Origin of the sequence: Klebsiella pasteurii, from assembly GCF_018139045.1 — a bacterium.
GTDB classification, from domain to species: domain Bacteria; phylum Pseudomonadota; class Gammaproteobacteria; order Enterobacterales; family Enterobacteriaceae; genus Klebsiella; species Klebsiella grimontii.
The window spans coordinates 3,034,540-3,051,880 of sequence record NZ_CP073236.1; the positions used below are offsets into that span (position 1 = coordinate 3,034,540).

16 protein-coding genes are annotated in these 17,341 nt (G+C 57.5%); 7 read left to right on the plus strand and 9 right to left on the minus strand.

From position 1 onward, the window contains the following. Positions 1 to 19 precede the first annotated feature (19 nt). The 4 genes from KCG39_RS14190 to dagF are packed head-to-tail and all read left to right on the plus strand — an operon-like array spanning position 20 to position 3,469. Complete coding sequence (locus KCG39_RS14190; protein ID WP_004124968.1) at positions 20 to 769, plus strand: PTS mannose/fructose/sorbose/N-acetylgalactosamine transporter subunit IIC; 750 nt, start codon at positions 20 to 22, stop codon at positions 767 to 769. Next, a complete protein-coding gene (locus tag KCG39_RS14195; RefSeq protein WP_162626088.1) occupies positions 766 to 1,626 on the plus strand; it encodes a PTS system mannose/fructose/sorbose family transporter subunit IID in 861 nt (286 codons plus the stop codon). The genes KCG39_RS14190 and KCG39_RS14195 overlap by 4 nt, the downstream gene beginning before the upstream one ends. Before the next feature lie 3 nt (positions 1,627 to 1,629). After that, the gene (gene dgaE / locus KCG39_RS14200; protein ID WP_049115561.1) at positions 1,630 to 2,739 is read left to right on the plus strand and encodes a D-glucosaminate-6-phosphate ammonia lyase; all 1,110 of its coding nucleotides are present in this window, start codon (positions 1,630 to 1,632) and stop codon (positions 2,737 to 2,739) included. Further along, entirely contained in the window at positions 2,726 to 3,469 is a 744-nt protein-coding gene (gene dagF, locus KCG39_RS14205; RefSeq protein ID WP_049115562.1) for a 2-dehydro-3-deoxy-phosphogluconate aldolase, read from the plus strand. The genes dgaE and dagF overlap by 14 nt, the downstream gene beginning before the upstream one ends. A gap of 159 nt (positions 3,470 to 3,628) precedes the next feature. Here the strand turns inward: dagF and trhA are convergent, their stop codons facing one another. Beyond that, positions 3,629 to 4,288: a PAQR family membrane homeostasis protein TrhA gene (trhA, locus tag KCG39_RS14210; RefSeq protein WP_004124978.1), complete on the minus strand. Its 660-nt coding sequence runs from the start codon at positions 4,286 to 4,288 to the stop codon at positions 3,629 to 3,631. A gap of 162 nt (positions 4,289 to 4,450) precedes the next feature. Continuing rightward, complete coding sequence (gene yqfB / locus KCG39_RS14215) at positions 4,451 to 4,762, minus strand: N(4)-acetylcytidine aminohydrolase (protein WP_049115563.1); 312 nt, start codon at positions 4,760 to 4,762, stop codon at positions 4,451 to 4,453. 50 nt (positions 4,763 to 4,812) lie between these two features. On the opposite strand from yqfB, the gene KCG39_RS14220 reads away from it, so the two are divergent. From KCG39_RS14220 to KCG39_RS14230, 3 genes are all read left to right on the plus strand, one after another. Further along, positions 4,813 to 5,541 carry a MurR/RpiR family transcriptional regulator gene (locus KCG39_RS14220; protein ID WP_024358621.1) on the plus strand — a complete coding sequence of 243 codons (729 nt, stop codon included), beginning with the start codon at positions 4,813 to 4,815 and terminating at the stop codon, positions 5,539 to 5,541. A gap of 121 nt (positions 5,542 to 5,662) precedes the next feature. After that, positions 5,663 to 7,096 (plus strand): 6-phospho-beta-glucosidase, encoded by a 1,434-nt coding sequence (locus KCG39_RS14225; protein WP_049115565.1) that lies wholly within the window; start codon positions 5,663 to 5,665, stop codon positions 7,094 to 7,096. A 190-nt stretch (positions 7,097 to 7,286) separates the two neighbouring features. Continuing rightward, on the plus strand, positions 7,287 to 7,778 hold the full coding sequence (locus tag KCG39_RS14230) for a protein disulfide oxidoreductase (RefSeq protein ID WP_112166771.1): 492 nt from the start codon (positions 7,287 to 7,289) through the stop codon (positions 7,776 to 7,778). Between the two features lie 110 nt (positions 7,779 to 7,888). Here the strand turns inward: KCG39_RS14230 and KCG39_RS14235 are convergent, their stop codons facing one another. From KCG39_RS14235 to pepP, 7 genes are all read right to left on the minus strand, one after another. Further along, complete coding sequence (locus KCG39_RS14235) at positions 7,889 to 8,632, minus strand: SDR family oxidoreductase (RefSeq protein ID WP_112166769.1); 744 nt, start codon at positions 8,630 to 8,632, stop codon at positions 7,889 to 7,891. 60 nt (positions 8,633 to 8,692) lie between these two features. Continuing rightward, entirely contained in the window at positions 8,693 to 11,566 is a 2,874-nt protein-coding gene (gcvP, locus tag KCG39_RS14240; protein ID WP_142468410.1) for an aminomethyl-transferring glycine dehydrogenase, read from the minus strand. A 144-nt stretch (positions 11,567 to 11,710) separates the two neighbouring features. Then, entirely contained in the window at positions 11,711 to 12,100 is a 390-nt protein-coding gene (gene gcvH / locus KCG39_RS14245; RefSeq protein WP_049114442.1) for a glycine cleavage system protein GcvH, read from the minus strand. 22 nt (positions 12,101 to 12,122) lie between these two features. Continuing rightward, positions 12,123 to 13,217 carry a glycine cleavage system aminomethyltransferase GcvT gene (gene gcvT, locus KCG39_RS14250; RefSeq protein WP_049114444.1) on the minus strand — a complete coding sequence of 365 codons (1,095 nt, stop codon included), beginning with the start codon at positions 13,215 to 13,217 and terminating at the stop codon, positions 12,123 to 12,125. Between the two features lie 419 nt (positions 13,218 to 13,636). Further along, positions 13,637 to 14,839, minus strand: a complete 1,203-nt coding sequence (gene ubiI / locus KCG39_RS14255) for an FAD-dependent 2-octaprenylphenol hydroxylase (protein ID WP_087828532.1) — start codon at positions 14,837 to 14,839, stop codon at positions 13,637 to 13,639. Positions 14,840 to 14,849: 10 nt separating this feature from the next. Next, positions 14,850 to 16,028 carry a 2-octaprenyl-6-methoxyphenyl hydroxylase gene (gene ubiH, locus KCG39_RS14260; protein WP_142468408.1) on the minus strand — a complete coding sequence of 393 codons (1,179 nt, stop codon included), beginning with the start codon at positions 16,026 to 16,028 and terminating at the stop codon, positions 14,850 to 14,852. After that, positions 16,025 to 17,341, minus strand: coding sequence for a Xaa-Pro aminopeptidase (gene pepP / locus KCG39_RS14265; protein ID WP_134897563.1), 1,317 nt, complete (start codon positions 17,339 to 17,341; stop codon positions 16,025 to 16,027). Before pepP ends, ubiH begins: the two co-directional genes overlap by 4 nt.

Here is a 17,341-nt window from a genome sequence, read left to right on the forward strand (position 1 = left end):
GATAACAGGGTAAATAATTATGGATACTTTAGTCTTTGCAAGCCTGATGGGATTGTATTACTGGTTTGCCCGCTTACGCCTTGGCTACACCTTCTCCGCCATGCTGCTTCAACCCGTGGTGATCGCCGTTTTTGTCGGCCTGCTGCTGGGCAACATGGAAACAGCGATGATTATTGGCGCTGGCATGCAGCTGGTTTACCTCGGCGTGACCTCAACGCCCGGCGGTAACGTGCCGTCAGATCCGGCGCTGGCCGCCTGCATCTCAATTCCTATTGCCGTAAAAGCCGGAATGGATCCGAACCTGGCCATCGCGCTGGCCATCCCGTTTGGCGTGATCGGCGTATTCCTTGACCAGCTTAGACGCACGCTGAACGCCGCGTGGGTCCATATGGCGGATAAACACGCGGAAACGGCCAACATGGGCGGTATTATGCGCTGCGCGTTCCTCTACCCGGCATTGCTCGGCCTGGTGCTGCGTTTCCCGGTGGTGTTTGCTGCCAACTATTTTGGCCAGGACGTGGTGGAAAGTTTCCTCAAGCTGATGCCGCACTGGTTGACTCACTCCTTTGAAATTATGGGCGGCATTCTGCCGGCGCTGGGCTTTGCCATCACCATTATGGTGATCGGCAAGAAGAGCCTGCTGCCGTGGTTTATCGGCGGATTCTTTGCGGTGCTGTACCTGAAGGTGGACATCATGGCGATGGCGATCTTTGGGACCTGCGTGGCCTTCCTGATTAAAGGCCTGGCGAAAAATGAAGGAGCAGCATGATGAGTAGCGACGTAATGCAGCATGAACTGGTTGAGCGCGCACGTGAGAGCGGCACGCTGACCAAAGCGGACATCACCAAGGCCTGGTTTATCTACTGGCTGGGCGCGGAAGTTTCCAGCTCCTATGAACGTTTACAAAGTCTGATTTTCTGCGCCTCCATGACGCCGATTATCAAAAAACTCTACCCGCAAAAAGAAGAGCAGGTGGAGGCGCTAAAACGCCATCTGAACTTCTTCAACTCTGAGCAAACCTTTGGCGCGGTGATTCAGGGGATCTCGATTGCGATGGAGGAGCAGAAAACCCGCGGAGAACCGATTAGCGACGCGTCTATCACCGGGATTAAGACCGGGCTGATGGGGCCGCTGGCCGGGATGGGGGACTCGATCATCTGGGCGGCCGTCATGCCGTTGCTGATTGCTATTTTCATCCCGTTCGCCGCCAGCGGCAGCGCGATGGGCGGCATTGTGCCCTTAATTCTCTATCCGGCCATTACGCTGGCGATCAGCTACGGTATGGTGCACAAAGGCTACACCCTGGGACGCGACTCAATAATCGGCCTGCTCCAGGGAGGACGAATTAAGGAGCTTATCTACGGCGCGAACGTGCTGGGCCTGATTATGATGGGCGCGCTCTCCGCAAGCTACGTCAAAATCACCACCCCCTTAAAGCTCAGCGCGCTGAAGGGCTCGGAGGTGGTGGTCCAACAAATTCTCGACTCTATCGCGCCCGGCCTGTTGCCGCTGGCGGCGGTGTTTGCCATCTACTTCTATCTGGTGAAGAAAGGGCCGCGCTACACCACCATTCTGCTGTCAATTGTCGCGCTCAGCGTGGTCTGTTCGCTACTGGGAGTGCTGTAAACCATGACGCAGAATATCTATCAACAGCTGGGGTTAAAACAGGTGATTAACGCCTGCGGCAAAATGACGATTCTGGGCGTTTCCAGCGTGGCGCCGGAGGTGATGCAGGCAACGGCGCGGGCGGCATCGGCCTTTGTGGAAATCGACAGGCTGGTAGACCGAACCGGCGAGCGGGTCTCCCGCTTTACCGGTGCGGAGGACAGCTATATCACCTCCTGCGCCTCGGCGGGAATCGCCATCGCCGTGGCCGCCGCGATTACCCATGGCGACCAGGCGCGAGTGATGCAGATGCCGGACAGTCGCGATATGGCCAACGAAGTCGTCATGCTCCGCGGGCATAACGTCGATTACGGCGCGCCCATCACCAGCGCGATTCGCTTAGGCGGTGGGCGCGTCGTGGAGGTCGGTTCAAGCAATCTGGCGGCGCGCTGGCAGTTGGAGAGCGCGATCTCTACCAGCACCGCCGCCCTGCTGTACGTGAAGTCGCACCACTGCGTGCAAAAAGGGATGCTGAGCATTGAGGACTTCGCCCAGGTCGCGCAGCGCCACAACCTGCCGCTGATTGTCGACGCCGCCGCCGAGGAGGATTTGCGCGTCTGGGTCGCGAGCGGAGCGGACATGGTTATCTATAGCGGGGCAAAAGCGTTTAACGCGCCCACCTCCGGATTCATCACCGGGAAAAAACAGTGGATCGCGGCGTGTAAGGCGCAGCATCACGGTATTGCGCGGGCGATGAAAATCGGCAAGGAGAATATGGTCGGTCTGGTTTATGCGCTGGAACACTATCATCAGGGACAGAAGGCGGTCGCTGCCGAGGAGCTCCAGCCCGTCGCAAAAGCGATTTCAGGGATCAAGGGCTTAACCGCCGATATTGAGCAGGATGAAGCCGGACGCGCTATCTGGCGTATCCGCATTCAGGTGAATGCCGAGGAGCTGGGCCTGGATGCCCGCGAAGTCGAAGCAGAGCTGCGCAACGGCGATATCGCCATTTACGCCCGGCGCTATAACCTCCATCAGGGGGTTTTTAGTCTGGACCCACGAACGGTGGCTGAAGGGGAGATGGCCCTGATCGTGACGCGCTTAAAGGAGATTGCAAACCATGCAGCAAATTAATTTTTATCGCCAACGAGTGGCAATTAACGTACTGGCGAAAGATATCGCCAACGCCCGGGAAATTTATGATGCCGCCGAAGGCCATGCGGCGATCGGCGTCCTTTCGGCACAGTTTGCCTCCGTGGAAGAAGGTATCCAGGAAGTCAAACGCTGGATGGCGGAGATACCCTCCCTCTCCGTCGGCCTGGGGGCCGGCGATCCAGCACAGTATTACAAAGCGGCGATGATCGCGTCAGCGCTGCACCCGGCGCACGTAAATCAGACCTTTACCGGCAGCGGGTTTGCCGCAGGCGCGCTGGCGGCTACGGGCGGGCAGCAGACCTACATTAATGCGCTGGTCAGCCCGACGGGAACCCCAGGCGAGGTGCTTATCTCCACCGGCGTCAGCAGCTGTCAGGGCACGCCGGCCCGCGTCTCCTGCGATGCGGCGGTACGCATGATGCAGGATATGGGGGCCCATGCGGCGAAGTTTTTCCCCATGGGCGGCGAGAAGTCGCTACCGGAGCTGTATGTGCTGGCGACCACCGCTGCGCGCAACGGGATGACGCTGATAGAACCAACCGGCGGAATCGATCTCGATAACTTTGGCATTATTTTGCAAAGCTGTCTGGAAGCCGGCGTACCTCGCGTGATGCCTCATGTTTACAGCTCGATAATCGACCCGCAAACCGGCAATACCCGGCCAGAAGATATCCGCAGATTAATGGATATTGTGAAAGCCGTGGTCTGAATCAAAAACACCAGGCCGTAGCCCAGGCAAGCAAGCCATCACCAACGGAGAATATCCCGGAGGCGGCGCTGGCGCGCCATGTCCGGGCTACCAGCCCTCAGGCGACGGTGAACCTGTAGCCCGGCAAAGCGTAGCGCGAGCCGGGAGATTTCGCGAAATTTATACCTGCCCGACGTACAAATAAATGGCCAGGAAGTGGCACACGCTGCCGCCCAGGACAAAACCGTGCCAGATAGCGTGGTTGTACGGAATACGTTTGCAGACGTAGAAAATAACCCCCAGCGAATAAATAATCCCGCCAACGGCCAACAGCGTCACGCCGCCCACCGCCAGCTTAATCGCCAGTTGATAAACCACAATCAGCGACAGCCAGCCCATAGTCAGGTAGGTCACTAAAGAGAGGATCTTAAAACGATGCGCAATCGTCAGCTTAAACAGGATCCCCAGCAGCGCCAGGCTCCAGATGACGATCATCAGCCCGCGCGACAGCGGCGAATTGAGCCCCACCAGCAGAAACGGCGTGTAGGTCCCGGCAATCAGCAAATAGATGGCGCAGTGGTCGAATTTTTTCAGCCACAGCTTTGCCCGCTGATGCGGAATAGCATGATAGAGCGTAGAGGCGAGAAACAGCAGAATCATGCTGCCGCCGTACAGGCTGTAGCTGGTGATGGCCGTTGCGCCGGCGTTGCTGTCCACCGCCTGTACTAGCAACAACACCAGACCGACAATACCGAACACCAGCCCAATCCCGTGGCTGATGCTGTTGGCAATTTCCTCTGCCAGAGAATATCCCTGCGTGATTAACGATTTGCGAACCATATTTGACTCCGAAAACAAGTACGCTTTCAATAGCACACTTAGGTTAACTGAGAATGATTCCAGTGAACACCTGTTAGCTAAAATAAAAGGATGAATATTTGTGAACAGTATAAAATCAATAGCTTACATAAATATTTCAACTAACAGGCGTTCACTATTTAATTAAAGTTTTTCGAATTCAATAACATAAAACTGCTTTTCTTCGGGGTAGATTTCCGCTATCACTTCGCGCAGCTGCGCCAGGGTCATATTCTCCTGCTGCGCATGCCATTCGCTCAGCGTATCCAGCGTCACCGTCGAGGTTGCGACTACGCGAATGGTGCAAAAATAGCCGTCATCTTCATAGCGGCCAACGCGCAGTACATCGCCTGCTTTAAAGTGCGATTCCGCAGCATCGCGGAGGGTAATGGTTTTACGTCCGGCGAGGATGTCGTCCTGAAAACGCTGAAAAAAGGTTATGTTATTTGGCTGCATGATATCATTCCGTCCTGGTCATTATGAATTGTGAGTTTGCCACTGTGAGTATCTTCTCCCACGCCGCTATCGCCAGTCTCAATAATCTTGAGATGATGGTGTATCACTATGTCATTAAAAATCGCGACAAAGTGATGTACATGACCATCCGCGAACTGGCGGAAGCGGCCGGAGTCTCCACGACCACCGTCCTGCGCTTCTGCCGCAAGCTGCAGTGCGAAGGCTACTCGGAATTCCGCGTACGCTTTAAATTATATCTGGAGCAGAATGAGCCTCAACAGGCAAATATCGGTGCCAGCGAAATAATGAGCTTTTTTAAAAGCGTTAATAACGATGAATTTGACCAACTGCTCGAGCAGGCGGTCGATATTATTCTGTCGTCGGAACGTATTATTTTCGTCGGCGCCGGCACCTCCGGCGCGCTGGCGAAATATGGCGCGCGTTTCTTCTCTAACGTCGGGAAATTCAGTAACCATATCGATGACCCTTATTTCCCGGTGACCAATGATATGGCGCGTAATGCGCTGGCGATTGTGCTGTCGGTCTCCGGCGAAACCGAAGAGATCCTGCGCTTTGCCAGCCAGTTCAGCCTGCATCGCTGTAAAGTGATGTCCATTACCAGCCACGAGCACTCGCGGCTGGCAAAGCTTGCCGACTTTAATCTCTCCTGGCACGTTCCGCAAACGCGCATTGGCGGCGTCTATGACATTACCACCCAGATCCCAGTCATTTATATTCTGGAAACACTGGGGCGTAAATTAGCGCGCAAACTCCGCTGAAAATAACAGGATGTTTTTTCGATGTAACAAATTCCATCCATGGAAAATTGTTATATCGTGACATTTATATCGCCTTTGTTAGACTCGAAACCAACAAGTAATTATGACGAGATGAGCAAAGATGAAGAAAATTCCTTTACCAAAAGACTTTTTATGGGGCGGCGCCGTCGCCGCGCACCAGGTTGAAGGCGGCTGGAATAAAGACGGTAAAGGTCCGAGCATCTGCGACGTGCTTACCGGCGGCGCGCACGGCGTGCCGCGCGAGATAACCCAGCAGGTAGAGCCGGGCAAGTACTATCCGAACCATGAAGCCATCGACTTCCATGGCCGCTACAAAGAAGACATCAAGCTCTTCGCCGAGATGGGCTTCAAGTGCTTCCGTACCTCCATCGCCTGGACGCGCATTTTCCCGCTGGGCGACGAAAGCCAGCCGAATGAAGAGGGGCTGAAATTCTACGATGGCATGTTCGATGAGCTGCTGAAGTACAACATCGAGCCGGTAATCACCCTCTCCCACTTTGAGATGCCGCTGCATCTGGTTCAGCAGTACGGCGGCTGGACCAACCGCAAAGTGGTCGATTTCTTTGTGCGCTTCGCCGAAGTGGTCTTCGAGCGCTATAAGCATAAAGTGAAATACTGGATGACCTTTAACGAGATCAATAACCAGCGTAACTGGCGCGCGCCGCTGTTTGGCTACTGCTGCTCCGGCGTGGTCTATACCGAGCATGAAAACCCGGAAGAGACCATGTATCAGGTGCTGCACCATCAGTTTGTCGCCAGCGCACTGGCGGTGAAGGCGGCACGTCAAATCAATCCGCAGATGCAGGTTGGCTGCATGCTGGCAATGGTCCCTCTCTATCCGTTCTCCTGTAAGCCGGAAGACGTGATGTTTGCCCAGGAATCCATGCGCGAACGCTACGTCTTTACCGATGTCCAGCTGCGCGGCTACTATCCGAGCTACGTCCTGAACGAATGGGAACGTCGCGGCTTCAGTATCAACATGGAGGACGGCGATGCCCAAATCCTGCGCGAAGGCACCTGCGCGTATCTCGGCTTCAGCTACTACATGACCAATGCGGTGAAAGCGGAAGGCGGCAGCGGCGACGCAATTTCCGGCTTCGAGGGCAGCGTGCCCAACCCGCACGTCAAAGCCTCCGACTGGGGCTGGCAAATTGACCCGGTGGGCCTGCGCTATGCGCTGTGCGAACTGTATGAGCGCTATCAGAAACCGCTGTTTATCGTCGAAAACGGCTTCGGCGCGTACGATAAAGTCGAAGAAGATGGCAGTATCAACGACGACTACCGCATCGACTATCTGCGCGCTCACGTCGAAGAGATGATCAAAGCGGTGACTTACGACGGCGTTGAGCTAATGGGCTATACCCCGTGGGGCTGCATCGACTGCGTCTCCTTCACGACCGGTCAATACAGCAAGCGCTACGGCTTTATCTACGTCAACAAACATGACGATGGTACCGGCGATATGTCCCGCTCGCGCAAGAAGAGCTTTAACTGGTACAAAGATGTTATCGCCAGCAACGGCGAGAAACTGTAATCATCTTGCCCCTTTCCAGCCGGAAGGGGGCAAAACTTCCTACAAAACAGACACTTCTTTACAGCTTTAGCATTGCTAACGCGCGCTGAGCCGATAAGATAAACCACATCAAACGTTGAGCCGCTGACGCTTACTCCGCGAATCAACGCCGCACGCTGCCGGCCTTTCCGGCGCATCACTATGTAGAAAAATGATGCTAAACGTCTTCAGACAGATCCTGATATGGCTGCTGATTGTCGCCGCCGTTAGCCTGGCGGTGGATTACCTGCGCAGGCCCGCGCTGCCGCAGAATTTCTCCAGCACGCCGCTGCAAACGCTTGATGGCCGAACGGTCGATCTGGCGGCCATGAGCCACGAGCGCCCTTTGCTGCTGTACGTCTGGGCCACCTGGTGCGGCGTTTGCCGCTATACCACGCCTTCGGTGGCCGCATTGGCCGACGATGGCGGCAACGTCATGACGGTAGCGCTCCGTTCCGGCGACAACGCCGCCCTGACGCGCTGGCTGGCGCATAAAAAAACGGCGCTGCCGACGATCAATGACGCTACAGGTCAGCTATCCCAACGGTGGGATGTGCAGGTCACGCCGACCCTGATCGTGATTTCACGCGGCGAGGTTAAGTCAATCACCACCGGCTGGACCAGCGGCTGGGGGATGCGCCTGCGGCTGTGGCTGGCGTCGTAGGGCATTTCCCTGCTTGCGCTGCGCTTAGCAGGGCTACGGATGGGGTGCGGTATGCAGATTTTGTCGCCCGGGCAAGGCGTTAGCCGCCCCCCCGGGAAACGAGCTGCCGATTATCTTCCGCCCGCCAGCTCGAGGAAGCTGCCGGTAACGTAGGAAGCCTTATCGCTTAGCAGCCAGACGATGGCCTGAGCCACCTCCTCCGGCTGCCCGCCGCGCCGCATGGGCAGCATCGACTTCACGCGATCCACGCGCCCCGGCTCACCGCCGCTGGCGTGCATGTCGGTATAGATTAAGCCGGGACGCACGCCGTTAACCCTAATCCCCTGCGCCGCTACCTCCAGCGACAGGCCAGTGGTCAGAGTATCTACCGCACCTTTCGACGCGGCGTAATCCACATACTCCCCCGGCGCCCCGAGGCGCGACGCCGCGGACGACACATTCACAATCGCCCCGCCCTTACCGCCGTGCTTGTGCGACATCCGCTTTACCGCCTCCCGGCAGCAGAGGAAGTAACCGGTCACATTGGTGGCCAGCACCCGGTTAATCCGTTCGGCGCTAAGGCTTTCAATCGTCCCTTGGGTAAATAAAATCCCGGCGTTATTGACCAGTGCGGAGAGCGGTTCGCCGAGACGGTCGATCGAGGCAAACATCGCCATCACCTGCGCTTCATCGCTGACGTCCGCCCGTAGCGCAACGGCTTTGCCGCCGCTGGCGATAATCTCGTTCACCACGCCGATCGCGGCGGCGCTATTCTGGTGGTAATTCACCGCCACGGTATAACCTTCCTGCGCCAGCAGCAGCGCCGTCGCTTTACCTATTCCCCGGCTGCCGCCCGTCACCAAAGCTATCGTCATGCCATTCTCCCAAAAAATAAAGGCGCCGCAGCGCCTTTAAAAGATAGTCTCATCAGCAGATTACTGGTATTCGCTCATCGGTACGCAGGAGCAGAACAGGTTACGGTCGCCGTAAACATCGTCCAGACGCTTAACGGTCGGCCAGTATTTGTTGTTCAGCCCTGCCGGGAAGACCGCCAGTTCGCGGGCGTACGGATGGTTCCACTCGCTCACCAGTTCACCCTGGGTATGCGGCGCGTTCACCAGCGGGTTATCCTCCAGCGGCCACTCGCCGGCTTTCACGCGGTCGATCTCGCCGCGAATCGCCAGCATCGCATCGATAAAGCGGTCCAGCTCCACTTTGCTTTCCGATTCGGTCGGTTCAACCATCAGCGTACCGGCAACCGGGAAGGACATGGTTGGTGCATGGAAACCAAAATCAATCAGTCGCTTAGCGATATCCAGCTCGCTGATGCCGGTCTCTTCTTTCAGCGGACGAATATCCAGAATGCATTCGTGCGCCACGCGACCGTCGCGGCCGGTATACAGCACCGGGAACGCGTCTTTCAGCCGTGTAGCGATGTAGTTGGCGTTCAGAATCGCCATCTGGCTCGCCTGTTTCAGCCCTTCTGCGCCCATCATACGGATATACATCCAGCTAATCGGCAGAATGGAGGCGCTGCCGAACGGCGCGGCAGAAACCGCTCCCTGGCGGGTCAGCATGCCTTCAATTTGCACCACGCTGTGGCCCGGTACAAACGGCGCGAGGTGCGATTTCACGCCGATCGGCCCCATACCCGGGCCGCCGCCGCCGTGCGGAATGCAGAAGGTTTTATGCAGGTTGAGGTGCGAGACGTCCGCGCCGATAAAGCCCGGAGAGGTAATGCCAACCTGGGCGTTCATGTTCGCGCCATCGAGATAAACCTGGCCGCCAAACTGATGCACCACTTCGCACACTTCGCGAATGGTCTCTTCGTAAACGCCGTGGGTGGACGGATAGGTCACCATGATGCAGGAGAGGTTCGCCGCATGCTGCTCGGCTTTCGCCCGCAGATCCGCCAGATCGATATTGCCGTTTTTATCGCAGGCCACCACTACCACCTGCATTCCCGCCATCTGCGCGGAAGCCGGATTGGTGCCGTGCGCAGAGCTTGGGATCAGGCAGATATCGCGATGCCCCTCGTTGCGGCTTTCGTGGTAATGACGAATTGCCAGCAGGCCCGCGTATTCGCCCTGCGCGCCGGAGTTCGGCTGCATGCAGACCGCATCATAGCCGGTCAGCTTAACCAGCCAGTCGGAGAGCTGAGCGATCATCTGATGATAGCCTTCAGCCTGATCGACCGGGCAGAACGGATGCAGTTCGGCGAATTCCGGCCAGGTGATAGGGATCATCTCGGCGGCGGCATTCAGCTTCATGGTGCAGGAGCCCAGCGGGATCATCGCCTGGTTGAGCGCCAGATCCTTACGCTCCAGCGCATGCATATAGCGCATCATCTCGGTTTCGCTGTGGTAGCGGTTAAACACCAGATGAGTAAGGATCGCATCGTCGCGCAGCATGCTGGCGGGGATCGAGCGGCTATCGAGGGCCACGTCTTTATCCAGGGTATCGATGTCCAGGCCATGATCGTCGCCAATGATGGCGCGGAACAGATTCAGGACGTCTTCACGCGTGGTGGTTTCGTCAAGGGTGATCCCGACGGCATGATGAATATCGCTGCGCAGGTTAATGCGCAGCGCTTCCGCCCGCGCCAGCACAGCGGCTTTATCGGCAACCTCAACGCACAGGGTATCGAAGTAGTGCGCATGGCGGAGCTTAAGGCCTTTTTTCTGCAGACCATCGGCCAGAATATCGGTCAGACGGTGAATACGGCTGGCGATACGCTTCAGGCCAGCCGGACCGTGGAATACCGCGTACAGGCTGGCAATGTTGGCCAGCAGCACCTGAGAAGTACAGATATTGGAGTTCGCTTTCTCGCGGCGAATATGCTGCTCGCGCGTCTGCATCGCCATGCGCAGCGCGGTATTGCCCGCCGCATCTTTCGATACGCCGATAATACGGCCCGGCATGGAGCGTTTAAATTCATCTTTGGCGGCAAAGAAAGCCGCGTGCGGGCCGCCGTAGCCCATCGGTACGCCGAAGCGCTGGGCGGAGCCAAAAACGATGTCCGCGCCCTGCTTGCCCGGGGCGGTCAGCAGAACCAGCGCCATAAAATCGGCGGCGACGCTGACAATCACTTTGCGCGCTTTCAGGTCAGCAATCAGTTTGCTGTAATCGTGAACCTCGCCGGTGGTGCCCACCTGCTGCAGCAGTACGCCGAAGACGTCCTGATGGTCGAGCGCTTTTTCCGCATCATCGACAATCACATCGAAACCGAAGGTCTCCGCGCGGGTGCGCACCACGTCCAGAGTCTGCGGGTGAACGTCGGCGGCGACGAAGAAACGGTTGGCGTTTTTCAGTTTGCTTACGCGTTTGGCCATCGCCATCGCCTCCGCGGCGGCGGTGGCTTCGTCCAGCAGCGAGGCCGAGGCGATATCGAGACCGGTCAGGTCGAGGGTCACCTGCTGGAAGTTCAGCAGCGATTCCAGACGGCCCTGAGAAACCTCCGGCTGATAAGGCGTATAGGCGGTATACCAGCCCGGGTTTTCCAGCATGTTGCGCTGAATCACCGGCGGCAGCTGCACGGCGGTGTAGCCCATGCCAATGTACGACTTGAAGCGCTTGTTACGACCGGCAATCGCCTTGAGTTCCGCCAGCGCGGCGAATTCCGTGGTTGCCTCGCCCACCTGCGGCGGCGTCGCCAGCTGGATATCCTGCGGCACAATCTGGCCAATCAGGGCGTTAAGCGAATCGGCGCCAACGGTTTTCAGCATCTCCTGCTGCTGCAAGGCGTCCGGGCCGATGTGACGTTCAATAAAGGCGTCACGGTTTTCAAGCTGGCCTAAAGTCTGGGTCATGAGCGATGGTTCCTGAACGTGCGGTGAATCGTGATTGTCTGACTGGTTTGCCCGGCGAGCACTGATGCTTACCGGGCCAGAATACGCAAAATCATTGGCGTAGCAGGAAGCCAACGCCCCTGCAGCGTGAAGGATGAAGCGTATTTATTCGTCTTCTAACAGAGCTTCGTATGCGGTCGCATCCAGCAGCGCGGCAACCTGAGCTTCGTCGCTGGCTTTGATTTTAAAGATCCAGCCGCCGGCGTACGGCTCGCTGTTGACCAGCTCAGGGGAGTCGTTCAGCTCGTCATTGACGGCAACGATTTCGCCGCTGATCGGCGCGTAGATATCGGAAGCCGCTTTGACGGATTCGGCAACCGCGCAGTCTGCGCCCGCTTCAACGACGGCGCCCACTTCCGGCAGGTCTACGAAAACCATATCGCCAAGCAGCTCTTGCGCGTGCTCGGTGATACCAACGGTATAAGTGCCGTCCGCTTCTTTACGCAGCCATTCATGTTCTTTGCTGTATTTCAGTTCTGCTGGTACGTTGCTCATCAATTCATCTCCAAAAGGGAAATCACACCACGGCTTTGCCGTTGCGTACAAAAACAGGTTTAGTCACTTTGACCGGCATTTCGCGGTTGCGAATCTGCACTACGGCGGTTTCACCGATGCCTTCCGGTACGCGCGCTAACGCAATACTGTAGCCCAGCGTCGGGGAGAAGGTGCCGCTGGTGATAATGCCTTCTTTCTGATTGCCGTCGGCATCGCTAAAGCGCACCGGCAGGCCGCCGCGCAGAACGCCTTTCTCGGTCATCACCAGGCCCACCAGTTGCTCGGTGCCTTTTTCACGCTGCATTTCCAGCGCTTCACGCCCGATAAAATCACGGTCAGCCGGTTCCCAGGCAATGGTCCAGCCCATATTAGCCGCCAGCGGAGAGACGCCTTCGTCCATCTCCTGGCCGTAAAGATTCATGCCCGCTTCCAGGCGCAGCGTATCACGCGCGCCGAGGCCGCATGGCTTAACGCCCGCATCGAGCAGGCCGCGCCAGAAATCTACCGCCTGCTCGTTCGGCAGCGCGATTTCATAGCCCGCTTCGCCGGTATAACCGGTGGTCGCAATAAACAGATCGCCAGCCTGCACGCCAAAGAACGGCTTCATGCCTTCCACGGCCTGACGCTGCGCATCGGTAAACAGCGTCGCCGCTTTCTCTTTCGCCCTAGGCCCCTGGACTGCGATCAGGGAAAGATCGTCGCGCACGGTTATCTCAAGACCATAAGATTCAGACTGCTCGGTGATCCAGGCGAGATCTTTTTCACGGGTGGCGGAGTTAACAACGAGGCGGAAATAGTCTTCAGAAAGGAAATAAACAATCAGGTCATCAATGACGCCGCCGGAGGCGGTCAGCATGCCGCTATAGAGCGCTTTACCTGGCACGGTGAGCTTCGCTACGTCGTTAGCCAGCAAATAGCGCAGAAACTCGCGGATTCGGCTGCCGTGGAAATCGACAATGGTCATGTGCGACACATCGAACATTCCGGCATCGCCGCGCACCGCATGATGCTCATCAATCTGGGATCCGTAATGCAGCGGCATCATCCAGCCATGGAAATCCACCATGCGCGCGCCGCATAGCGTGTGTTGTTCAAACAACGGAGTCTGTTGAGCCATCTTTTCCTCATCGAATAAAACGGAACCAGCCACTATTTCTGGCGTTTTTGCGCCGCGAAAAACGCCGCCGGCATCGCTAACGGACGCTGACGCAAACGTTCTCTTTGGCCTGAACTTACCACCGATATCCACACTAAACCATAAGCCTGGTCAGGACATCACATTAGCTTATGACTAAAATCAGCTAAAGAGACTACAGAGTTTTCGGCTGCAATAAAGCGGGTTAAACCGCATAAAATTAAACTAATAAAGTGAAAAAGCAGCGCATGATGATATTTTCTGCGAAATGATGAGCCTAATTTCTATAACAAAAAAAGGTAACATTAATAAAACTAATGCGAAAAACGAGGTGAAATTAGATTATTTCAAATGAGAGGAGAAAACCCGGCGCGAGGCCGGGTGAGAGAAGTGTGATGTACTTAACGTAACCAGGCAGGCAGGTCGTGGAGCCCCATCGCCTGACGAATAAGCTGCGGCTTCACGCCGGGCAATGTATCCGCCAGCTTAAGGCCGATATCCCGCAGCAGCTTTTTCGCAGGATGGCTGCCGGAGAACATGTCGCGAAAACCCTGCATCCCCGCCAGCATCACCGCGGCGCTATGCTTGCGGCTGCGTTCATAGCGACGCAGATACAGATGCTGGCCGATGTCCTTGCCCTGCGCGTGCAGGCGCTTCAGTTCGTCGATCAGCTCGGCGGCATCCATAAAGCCAAGATTAACGCCCTGCCCCGCCAGCGGATGAATGGTATGGGCGGCATCGCCGACCAGCGCCAGACGATGGGCGGCAAACTGACGCGCATAGCGGCCGGTGAGCGGGAAGACCTGGCGCTCGCTCTCCACGGCGCATAAGCCGAGGCGGTTATCGAAGGCAATATTCAGCGCCTGATTGAAAGCGGCATCGTCCGCCGCCCGCATCCGCTCCGCCTCTTCAGGAGAGAGCGACCAGACAATAGAGCAAAGGTGCGGATCGCTCAGCGGCAGGAACGCGAGGATCCCTTCACCGTGAAACGCCTGACGCGCCACCGCTTCGTGCGGCTCTTCGGTGCGAATAGTGGCAACCAGCGCATGATGGTGATAATCCCAGTAGGTCAGCGGAATATCGGCTTTATTGCGCAGCCACGAATTGGCCCCGTCGGCGCCAACCACCAGCCGGGCGGTTAACATGTTGCCGTCCTGCAGGCTAAGAAAGGCCTCGTTCTCCCCCCACGCGACCTGCTGCAGCTGCGCCGGAGCCAGCAGGGTGACGTCTGCACAGCGCTGTGCTTTTTGCCACAGGGCATGGTGAACCACGGCGTTTTCAATAATATACCCAAGGTGACTAAAACCCATGCTCTGGTCATCAAAGCTGATGCGGCCAAAACTGTCTTTGTCCCACACTTCCATACCGTGGTAGCAGCTGGCGCGCTGGGCGATAATATCCTGCCAGACGCCCAGTTTGTTCAGCAGCTTCTCGCTGGCGGCGTTAATCGCCGACACCCGCAGCGCCGGCGGCGCATCCTCGCTCAAAGGCTGAGGCGCGGCCTGTTCGAGCACCGCAACGCGCAGCCCGCTGCCCTGTAAACCGCAGGCAACGGCCAGTCCTACCATTCCACCGCCAACAATAGCGACATCAACACTTTGCACGTTTCACTCCTTAACGGGGGACCCAACCGAGGGTACGCTGCGCCAGCGCATCGCGCGCCGGGGTAAATAATTCCATCGCCATCAGGCCCAGATTGCGCCCCATCACCAGCGGCGCCCAGCGATTGGCGAACAGATGCACCAGCCCGTCGGTCACGCCGATGGTGGCGGCCTTATCTGCGGCGCGCCGGGCCTGATAGCGACATAAAAGCGGATAGCTACCCGGATCCTCTCCGTCAGCATGCGCCTGCGCCAGCATTTCCGCCAGGCTCATCACATCCCGCAGACCGAGGTTAAACCCCTGTCCGGCGATAGGATGCAGCGTTTGCGCCGCATTGCCGACCAATGCCAGACGATGCGCAACCGTGCGGGTAGCCGAGGTCAGCGACAGCGGATAGACGCTGCGCTTTCCGGCCTGGACGATCCGGCCAAGACGCCAGCCAAACGCCTGCTGAAGCTCGTGACAAAAGCGTTCGTCAGACCAGCTCAGAACCGCTTCATGCCGCGATTGCGGATGGCACCACACCAGCGAGCAGCGGCCCTGCGACATAGGCAGCATCGCCAGCGGACCGTGTGGGGTAAAGCGTTCAAACGCGCGCCCGCTATGCGGCTGAGCGGTACTGACGTTGGCGATAATCGCCAGCTGTTCATAGGGTTGTTGCTGCCAGCTGATACCGCAGCGGGCTCCCAGAGTGGAGCGCGAACCGTCGGCGGCGACCAGCAGCTTACCGCTGAGCGTTTCGCCGTTATCCAGCTGCAAGCTCACGCTCTCTTCGCTGCGGCTGACATTTTCCACCCTGGCAGGGCAGTGCAGCGTCACGCCCGGCGCTTTGCGCAGTTGCGCAAACAGGCGCTGGCCGACATCGTGCAACTCAACCACCTGACCCAGCGCCGCCAGCCCATAGTCCTCAGCCTCGAGGGTGACAAACCCCGCATGGCCGCGGTCGCTAACATGCACGCGCTGAATGGCCGTGGCGCAGTCGGCTATCTCTTGCCAGATATCCACGCGCGCCAGCTGCTGGCAGGTACCAGCAGCCAGGGCGATGGCGCGGGCGTCAAAACCCGGATGCTGCGCGGATTCCGGCGCGGATGCTTCAACCAGATGCACGGGCAGCGTACCGCCGGTTAAGCGAGATATCGCTAACGCCAGCGTCGCGCCGGTCATTCCGCCGCCAACGATCAGGACGCTCATAGCTGGCGCGCCGCCGCCATCAGCGCCTCAATATCATCAGCCTTTTTCACTACCCCGGCGGTGAGATTCTCGTTGCCGTCCTCAGTAATGACGATGTCGTCTTCAATACGAATGCCGATGCCGCGGTACTGGGCCGGAACGTCGGCATCCGTGGCGATATACAGCCCAGGCTCAACGGTAAGCACCATTCCCGGTTCGAGAATACGCGAGCGGTCGATGTCATAGCTGCCGACATCATGCACGTCGAGACCCAGCCAGTGGCTCAGGCCATGCATAAAGAAAGGACGATGGGCGTTATTAGCAATCAGCTCATCAATTTCGCCTTTCAGGATCCCCAGGCGCACCAGGCCGGTAATCATAATCCGCACCACCTGCTGGTTAACCTCGTTGATCGAGGTTCCGGGGCGATAGAGCTTCAACGAGGTTTCCAGAGATTCAAGGACGATGTCGTAAATCTCGCGCTGCGCCGGGCTGAACTTGCCGTTAACCGGGAAGGTTCGGGTGATATCGCCCGCGTAGCCGCGGTATTCGCAGCCTGCGTCAATCAGCACCAGATCGCCGTCGCGCAGCTCGCATTCGTTTTCGGTGTAGTGCAGGATGCAGCCATTTTCGCCGCCGCCCACGATGGTGTTATAAGAAGGGAAACGCGCGCCGTGACGGTTGAACTCGTGGAGGATCTCGCCTTCCAGATGATATTCAAACATCCCCGGGCGGCATTTTTCCATCGCACGGGTATGCGCAAGGGCGGAAATCTCGCCTGCGCGGCGCATCACCGCCAGCTCTTCTGGCGACTTAAACAAGCGCATCTCATGCACCAGCGGCCGCCAGTCAATGACCGAGTTCGGCGCCTGTAGATTCTGCCGCACGCCTTTGCGTAGTTTTTCCAGCGCGTTAAACACGATTTCGTCGGCGTAGGCATATTCGCCCTGCGCAAAGTAGATAGCGTCGAGGCCGTTAAGGAGCTGGAACAGCTGCTGATTGATTTCACTAAATGCCAGCGCGCGATCGACGCCCAGCTTCTCGGGGGCAGCTTCCTGCCCAAGGCGACGGCCAAACCAGATTTCAGCGGTCAGGTCGCGCACGCGGTTAAACAACACGCTGTGGTTGTGCGTCTCATCGCTTTTAATCAATACCAGCAGCGCTTCGGGCTCATTAAAGCCGGTGAAATACCAAAAATCGCTGCTCTGCCGGTAGGGATATTCCGAATCTGCGCTGCGTACTGCTTCCGGCGCGGCGAAAATGAGCGCTGCGCTGCCCGGTTGCATCTGCGCCAGTAGAGCCTGGCGACGAGAGATAAATTCCTGCTGAGTCAT

Bases quoted from the DNA above. Each gene is read 5' to 3' on its own strand.
- KCG39_RS14230 (WP_112166771.1), top strand. From the start codon at position 7,287: ATGATGCTAAACGTCTTCAGACAGATCCTGATATGGCTGCTGATTGTC.
- KCG39_RS14235 (WP_112166769.1), bottom strand. From the start codon at position 8,632: ATGACGATAGCTTTGGTGACGGGCGGCAGCCGGGGAATAGGTAAAGCG.
- gcvT (WP_049114444.1), bottom strand. From the start codon at position 13,217: ATGGCTCAACAGACTCCGTTGTTTGAACAACACACGCTATGCGGCGCG.
- yqfB (WP_049115563.1), bottom strand. From the start codon at position 4,762: ATGCAGCCAAATAACATAACCTTTTTTCAGCGTTTTCAGGACGACATC.
- dagF (WP_049115562.1), top strand. From the start codon at position 2,726: ATGCAGCAAATTAATTTTTATCGCCAACGAGTGGCAATTAACGTACTG.
- dgaE (WP_049115561.1), top strand. From the start codon at position 1,630: ATGACGCAGAATATCTATCAACAGCTGGGGTTAAAACAGGTGATTAAC.
- KCG39_RS14225 (WP_049115565.1), top strand. From the start codon at position 5,663: ATGAAGAAAATTCCTTTACCAAAAGACTTTTTATGGGGCGGCGCCGTC.
- KCG39_RS14195 (WP_162626088.1), top strand. From the start codon at position 766: ATGATGAGTAGCGACGTAATGCAGCATGAACTGGTTGAGCGCGCACGT.
- ubiH (WP_142468408.1), bottom strand. From the start codon at position 16,028: ATGAGCGTCCTGATCGTTGGCGGCGGAATGACCGGCGCGACGCTGGCG.
- gcvP (WP_142468410.1), bottom strand. From the start codon at position 11,566: ATGACCCAGACTTTAGGCCAGCTTGAAAACCGTGACGCCTTTATTGAA.
- gcvH (WP_049114442.1), bottom strand. From the start codon at position 12,100: ATGAGCAACGTACCAGCAGAACTGAAATACAGCAAAGAACATGAATGG.
- KCG39_RS14190 (WP_004124968.1), top strand. From the start codon at position 20: ATGGATACTTTAGTCTTTGCAAGCCTGATGGGATTGTATTACTGGTTT.
- pepP (WP_134897563.1), bottom strand. From the start codon at position 17,341: ATGACTCAGCAGGAATTTATCTCTCGTCGCCAGGCTCTACTGGCGCAG.
- trhA (WP_004124978.1), bottom strand. From the start codon at position 4,288: ATGGTTCGCAAATCGTTAATCACGCAGGGATATTCTCTGGCAGAGGAA.